This window comes from Escherichia sp. 93.1518 (genome assembly GCF_013368915.2).
In the GTDB taxonomy this organism is placed as follows: Bacteria; Pseudomonadota; Gammaproteobacteria; order Enterobacterales; family Enterobacteriaceae; genus Escherichia; species Escherichia ruysiae.
Genome location: NZ_JABWMT020000026.1, coordinates 58,071 through 65,501 on the forward strand (window position 1 = coordinate 58,071; position 7,431 = coordinate 65,501).

General features: G+C 47.1%; 5 protein-coding genes. All 5 read right to left on the minus strand.

Features of this window, described 5'->3' with window-relative positions:
* Positions 1-45 precede the first annotated feature (45 nt).
* Entirely contained in the window at positions 46-2,451 is a 2,406-nt protein-coding gene (dosP, locus tag HEN21_RS17430; protein WP_176252628.1) for an oxygen-sensing cyclic-di-GMP phosphodiesterase DosP, read from the minus strand.
* Between the two features lie 24 nt (positions 2,452-2,475).
* Entirely contained in the window at positions 2,476-3,858 is a 1,383-nt protein-coding gene (locus HEN21_RS17435) for a diguanylate cyclase (RefSeq protein WP_176252627.1), read from the minus strand.
* A 350-nt stretch (positions 3,859-4,208) separates the two neighbouring features.
* A complete protein-coding gene (locus HEN21_RS17440; protein WP_021550797.1) occupies positions 4,209-5,528 on the minus strand; it encodes a family 10 glycosylhydrolase in 1,320 nt (439 codons plus the stop codon).
* Between the two features lie 130 nt (positions 5,529-5,658).
* Complete coding sequence (gene gadC / locus HEN21_RS17445; RefSeq protein WP_000246004.1) at positions 5,659-7,194, minus strand: acid resistance gamma-aminobutyrate antiporter GadC; 1,536 nt, start codon at positions 7,192-7,194, stop codon at positions 5,659-5,661.
* A gap of 157 nt (positions 7,195-7,351) precedes the next feature.
* Positions 7,352-7,431 (minus strand): hypothetical protein (locus tag HEN21_RS23110; RefSeq protein WP_001447379.1); only part of this gene is annotated, 80 nt, incomplete at its 5' end.

The following is a 7,431-nucleotide window of genomic DNA, read 5'->3' on the forward strand; positions in this document are numbered from 1 at the left end:
AATATAAATACATGGCATCTTGCCCGCCTGCGCGGGCAAGATGTACTAAGCGTCGATTTGAAGCGGTAGCGTAGTAGACATCCAGCCAGGGATCTCCTCAGCGGGCAAAGGACGTGAGAAGAAATAGCCCTGAATCACGGGGCAGTGGATCTTGCGTAACATCTCAAACTGTTCTTTCGTTTCCACACCTTCCGCCACTACGGTTAAGTTCAGGCTTTGCCCAATGCTGGTAATGGCTTCTAATAAGGCACGGATGCGTTTTTCGCTCAGGCAACGATCGACGAAACTTTTATCGATTTTAATTTCCGTTACCGGCAGGCTGACTAAGCGAGATAAGCCGGAAAAGCCTGTACCGAAATCGTCGACAGATAAACCTACGCCCATATCCCGCAGGATCTGGATGCGTTTAAAGATCTCCGTATCGTGTTCCATCATCATGCTTTCAGTGATTTCCACCGTCAGCTGGTGGCCGTCAATCTGCCAGGCTTCCATCGCATCGCAAACCTGATTGGGTAGCTGATTACTGCGAAAATGCAGCGCAGATAAGTTTACGGATAACGCCGGGATATGAATATTCTGGCTTCGCCATTCTGCTAACTGGCGACAGGCTTCAGCAATTACCCAACGACCAATATTTTCAATTTCACCAATCTCTTCTGCGAGGGGAATAAACCGGGAAGGGGGAACATGTCCATGCTGCGGGTCATACCAGCGAGCAAGAGCTTCAATACCATACAGTTCGCCCGTTTCGGCGAAGATCTGCGGCTGGTAAACCAGCTTCAACTGGTTGTTGCTGATTGCTTCTTTCAGCGCCGCGCCTAATATCAACCGCTCTTTAACCATCTCGTTCATTGTCGGGCTAAAGAACTGCCAGCCGTTACCGCCGTTTTTGCGAATGAAATCCATTGCATTGTGGGCGGTAGAAAGCAGGTAGTCACGGTTTTTACCAACGTCGTAACTGATACCAATGCTTACGGTTAAAGGAAAAGGCTGATCGTCAATGATGACCGGTTTGCTAACGACGTTGCGTAGCTCATCAGCGATTTGGGTAATGTTGCTGACTTCATCCTCCAGACTAATGAGGACAAACTGTGCACCTTCAACGTGGCAGAGATACTGATCGGGTTTGAGTTTTTCACGAAAGCGATTAACGACTTCTAACAATGCCTGATCGGCCCACGCATAGCCGAGGCTGTCGATCACATCCTGAATATGGTCGACGCCAATAAGATAAACCACCGGAGAGACGGCTCTATCAACAAGGTCATCGAGGTAATTGTGCAGATTATTGCGATTTGGCAAACCGGTCATCGGATCAAACTGGATTAGCTGTTCGATGTGCTGGCGGCTTTTCTCCTGTTCCAGCGCCAGTGCGGCCATATGCTGGCTGATATCTGCCACTCGTTCGACAAATGCACTGGTTTCTGTCCCTGCAGCCGTCTTGATTTGCAGAACTCCCGCTGGTGCGCCATCGCGCTGGCGAATAGTAACAGCCCAGCTTTGTGCATTCTTTACTTCTGTCCCATGAGAGGACGACGCCCAATGCACTGGCATCCCATTACGCAATGCATACAGCGAAACATGCGATTCATGAAGAATGGATTCAATATTACGGCAAATGATTTCGCCCATTTCGTGAAACGGCGGGCTGCTGCACATGGCGGCGAGGATGTTGCCTTCCAGTTGGCGGATTTGCCGTTCTTCGGTGATATCTGAGAAGGTCATTACCAGGTTTTGTAGATGAGCAAGCACGTCATAGACCGGACTGATAGACGCTTTAATCCAGATATTTTCACCCGTGCGCGTTAATAGCAAAAATTCATCTTGATCGCGGGAGGTTTTCCACAAAAGCTGCTGTAAGCGGATGCGGTTATCTGTCGGGTATTCAGGAATGTTAAGCAGCGCATCGGGCTGCATACCGCTGGCTTCGCTGATGCAATAGCCGAACATTTCTGTAAACGCGCGATTGCACTGAACGATATGACGCTCAGGATCAAGCACAATCACAGGTCGGTCGAGATGATCCACGGCAATAAGCAACTGCCGGGTCTGTTCTTTCTGCGCCATTTCAACGCTGGCATCTCGCACCAGCGCCAGGTAATAAATTTTCCCCTCGGCAGTCACTTTTGACAGGGCAAATCGTGTCCATATTTTACTGCCATCTTTTTTCTCAAGCTGCAATTCCCGGCTCATTCCTTCGACACGCGCTTTACCACCTTCGCGGTTATGCCGGATGTATTCAGGGTGTGCAGGGCGCAAATTATGGGGAATCAGCATATCGATGTTATTGCCAATGACCTCTTCGCGTTTATATCCCCAAAGCTTTTCTGCTGCGGGGTTGAAAAACATCACTTCATCATTTTCGTTAATTAACACCGCGCCCATCATATTTTGCTCAAGCGCGGGGAAAAAAATGCCGTCAGCGGCATTCTCTGCATCGGTTAGCTTCATGATTACCTCTGCATCCGGGCGAATCTAAAGACTGGCTTTCCAGAGTTCAACACGGTTTCTACCTCGTCTTTTGGCGATATACAGAGCTTCGTCGGCTATTTGAATTAAACGTTCATAATCCGGATGTCCATTAAACATGGCGGCGCCAATGGACAGAGAGAGGTAAATATCTTCGCCGTTTGCAGCTTTCAGTTTGGTTTTTTCTACCCGACTGCGGATACGTTCTGCGGTACGTAAAGTGTCAGTTTCTGAGGCTTCTGTCAGAACAATGATAAATTCATCACCACCGTAGCGGAAAACATAATCACTACTACGAACATTGTCGTAAAACGCCTGCGAGACTTTACGCAGAATTTCGTCGCCGGTGTTATGTCCCCATGTATCATTGATCTCTTTGAATTTATCAACATCAATGATTAGAACAGACAACGGCGTGCCAGCCCGATTGGCATGGGCAATTTCACGTTTGAAGATAGTCGGCAGGAAACGGCGGTTAAGTAGCTTAGTCAACACATCCATTCCCACTTCATGGCGAGAAACTTCTTCAAACAGTTCTCGTAGTAAGGTGGTAATTTGCGATACGGTATTTCGTATCTGCAATAAAAACTTCACTCGCAGACTTTTGTTACTCAGATTTTTAGCATGGAGTATTGTCTGATTAAAAACCCCGTCGAAATCCTGAATAAGGCGGGAGATATGACCTACTTCGGCAATACCGCTAAAATAATGACGACCTTTATGGTTAAACCATAAGCCAAAATCCGCCTGGCTTAACGGTAAGCTGCTGCCTAAATCAGAATCCAACAGGACTTTATAAATAACATCTAATTCCCATGAAAGTAATGAGGCTATTTGCCGTTCTTTTTCTTCTTCGGCATTTTCCAGTAGTGAAAAGATACGATAGTTCTCGTCTTCTTTAGCCGCACTACTGTCGCTAAAGGTAAACGCCCGGGTCATAACTTCCATGGCTATATCGATACTGTTAATCGAAAAATGATAAACCTGAAATTTATCCGCAGGCGAATAATCAGAGGAAAATATTGCTGGATAGAGGATTTTCTTCAATACACGAAAACCCATCTCAACGATTTCTACGGGAATGCCAATACGGGCATGTACTTCGGCCACGGTATGTTGGATTTGTATAAGCCTATCAACATCGTCCGCTTGCGCAGAGAGCACATCGATAATCCATGTTTCCAGAGCACTTTTAAGTTGCCTTTCAACCTGTTCGTTACTCAAAAACTCTTCGGCATGTGGGTCAGTGCGTACAATACGATAAAACTCATTGCTCAGGTAATGGGCATGTGCAACAGCAATTTCTGCGGCTTTAGCGCGAATGAGAGGGGAAGCCTGGGTCACTAATCCAGTCCACTCATCTTTCATTCTTTTAAAGTACATCTCCATAATTCAGCCCCTTATACGACTGGAAAGGCAGATGGGATCGAAAAACGAAACGCAACATACTGGACAGACTTATCGCACCATATTCTCCTGAAATATGAGGATATAATGAAAAGAAATAAACGGATTAGACAGTTTTAATCTACGCTACTGTTCTTCTGAAGAGTATAGCCCATCGTGATTATTTTTCGGTGGTGACGAATATCGTATTGTTTTTCATGTTGATACTAATTAATCAGAGGATTATAGCAATCGGCTTATATGGAGATAATTTTATTTAAGAGGTTACGGCATTTTTGCAGGGTGACAAGCCGGTGCTTACATCACCGGCATGACACAGTAAAACAGGGCGTTTAACTTCCCCAACGACTTTGCAGATAACTAACGGCTTGTTGGGTCTGTGGCTTATTAAGGTAATCTTCGCGGAACAGAATCGTGCCGCTAATTTCGGGTACAGCATCGTTAAGATCAAGCTGCTTTTTTAGTTCTGGCACGCCGCCGTTAACCATCCAGTCAGGTTCTATCTTTGAGGGTTCACCCACTTTATAGAAGGCAACACCGATATATAGACGGGTTTTGGTCGGTTTAACGACATCTGCCCACCATTTTGCCAGTACGTCATAACGTGCGGCGCTACGTGAGAAAGGCCAGTAAATTTGTGGGGCAATATAATCCAGTAAACCTTGTTCTACCCAACGGCGGGTATCTGCATAGGATTCGTCATAGGCGGCTGCGCCTCGGGTATCGGAACCGAGCGGATCGTGTGATCGGTTGCGCCAGACGCCTGCCGGGCTAACGCCAAATTCAACCTCTGGCTTAATGCTTTTAATGGTGTGCGATACCTTTGCAATTAATTGCTGGGTATTGTTACGCCGCCAGTCTGCTTTTGATGCAAAAGCTCTCCCATATTTGCGGTACGTCTCGTTATCGTTCAGCAGCGAACCCGGTGATTCAGTGTAGAAATAATCGTCGAACTGCACGCCATCTATCGGATAACGGGAAACCACTTCCGCAACTATTGATGTGATCCAATCCTGAACCTCAGGGATACCAGGGTCGAGAACAAAACGGTCGCCCGACGTTCTGATCCAGTCGCGATGCTGCACGTAGACACTGGCTGGTTGCTGTGACAGGGTGCTATTCAATTCCCTGATAGTTCCGGGTTTTGTGTTAACCGACACGCGGTAGGGGTTAAACCAAGCGTGCACTTTCATCCCACGCTTGTGGGCTTCGTCGAGCATAAATTGCAGCGGATCGTAACCTGGATCTTCACCAATCTTGCCAGTCATAAGATCGGACCACGGTAAAATTTCCGATGGCCAAAGGGCTGTACCATCGGGCTTTACCTGGAAAAAAACCGTATTGATGCCGAGACGTTGTAGATGATCTAACTTGTCAATCATCGCCTGTTGTTGTACGCGGGCTCGGCTGGTGGGATTACTGATATTAACCGAGGAAACAGGCGGCCAGTCGAGGCGAGACACAGTGGCCAGCCAGATACCGCGCATCGGTTGCGCTGATTGATGTGTGGTCGCTGGTGGTTTTGAACCTGCTGGTGGTGTAGTTATTGGCGTTGGCGGTGTGGTCTTACAACTACACAGTAAAAGAGCCAGAGCAACGAGTGTGGCTGGCTTTTTGATCGCTAATTTCACGTTTCGGGAGCAGATATCCATATATGCTGGTTTCCGGTAAACAGATGTGTTGCTCATTCTCGTACTTATCTGGGGCAAGTCAATACGATAACAGGTACGAAAAAGGGAGCGATTAACTATCGCTCCCTTGTCTTATCCCTTTCAGAGAGGGTTAATGTTTCTTATCGTTCATCACAATATAGTGCGGTGAACGAGCACGTGGATGCAGGAAGAAGTGACCTTTCGGTGCGTTCTGGCTGTTAATTGGCTCCAGTGTCACACCGGTATTCGCTTTGCCTTTACGATCGTGGATGGCATAGAGAATAAAGGGCAGGGCAAGTACCACCAGGAAGCTAACGACCAGTAATTCGACATACATATCGGTAGAGTCACCCTGGATATTATCCGGTGGCAGGAAGGAAACAATAAATGCCATGATTGAGGTCAGCAGGCCGACAATAGCCACAACCAGTTTCACGCCTTTACCGCCTGGGATATTAAATGTGCGTTTTAAGTCAGGATGTTTAAGGACTAACACAATGTAGCCAATAAACAGCATGAAATAAGCACACAGATAAATCACCACCGTCAGAGCCAGTGCGATCAGGAAGGACATGTTGTTACCACCACCGGTATTGGTGAGGATAATCAAGGCGATAGAGGTGATCACCAACTGAGAAATAACCAAAGTGACCGGCACGCCATTTTTGTTCATTTTGGCGAACGCTGGAGGTAACAGGTTTTTCTGCGCTGTAACATACATCCCGCGAGAAGGACCGACAATCCAGGAGGCGATTTCTGCCAGAACACCCAGCAGCAGCAGTGCGGAGATCACGCGAACCGTCCACTCAATTTCCGGTGCCACGTGGGACATCAGAACGGTAAAGGTTTGCATTACCCCAGCGGACAGATTGATTTCATTACCCGGAATGACCATCGCAATGGACAAACCACCAACCGAGCTTAAACAGATTGCCGCCACCATCAGCAATAACATTGCCAACGGATAATCGCGCCCAGGATTGCTCATTTCATTGACGTGGGTTGCGGAGGCTTCTACCCCCATATAACTCAATATGAAGGCAACAAACACAACCAGGGTGCCAACTTTAGAGAAATCCGGAAAGAAGGTTTTTGCATCCATTTCGATAGCAACTGGCGCACCGGAGTGCAGGTAAATCGCCGCTAATGCAATCAAAATAAATGCGGGTAACAGGATACCGGCAAAGAAGCCGACTTTAGCAATTCGCGCCGTATATTTAGTACCGCCGAACTGAGTTAATGCCAGCACCCAAAGAATGATGAGTGCCGCAATGGTTTTTGTTACCGGATCTTCATTCAGTGCTGGCCATTTAAGAATGTAGGAAAGTGCCCCTAACACGAAATAGAGCATCGGAATAAAGCCGATAGCGATTTGCAAATAACCAAATGAGATCGCTGCAAATCCCCATTTTAACCCCAGGGTATTCGATACCCAGGCGAAAACGCCACCTTCTTCCCAACCGTCCACGGTAGCCATTTCCGCAGCACAGAGTCCAACGGGAATAAACCATAAAATCCCGCCTAATAGCAGGAAGAAAACTAATGAAAAACCGGATGTTGCAAAGGTAGGATATTCATAAACAGCCATTACCATCGATGCCGTAATAGCGAAGAATCCAAGTAATGTTAGCTGCTTAGCTTTACCTGTCTGTACTGATGTAGCCATATTTTCCCCCTAAAACGGTATTCCTGTCGGAACCGCGCCTGTCTTGTTCTGAAGCGTATTCAGAGCAATATTTTTCCATTGCTAATGCCAGTGAACAGACTCTGGAATTTGTCCCGAAACGGGATCGTTCCGGGACGCCATTACCATCTAAACGTTATCAGGTATGTTTAAAGCTGTTCTGCTGAGCAATACCCTGCAATTTCGGGTGATCGCTGAGATATTTCAGGGAGGCTTTGT

Excerpts from the sequence above, each read along its gene's own strand:
- dosP (WP_176252628.1), bottom strand. The coding sequence starts at position 2,451 with ATGAAGCTAACCGATGCAGAGAATGCCGCTGACGGCATTTTTTTCCCC.
- HEN21_RS17435 (WP_176252627.1), bottom strand. The coding sequence starts at position 3,858 with ATGGAGATGTACTTTAAAAGAATGAAAGATGAGTGGACTGGATTAGTG.
- HEN21_RS17440 (WP_021550797.1), bottom strand. The coding sequence starts at position 5,528 with ATGGATATCTGCTCCCGAAACGTGAAATTAGCGATCAAAAAGCCAGCC.
- gadC (WP_000246004.1), bottom strand. The coding sequence starts at position 7,194 with ATGGCTACATCAGTACAGACAGGTAAAGCTAAGCAGCTAACATTACTT.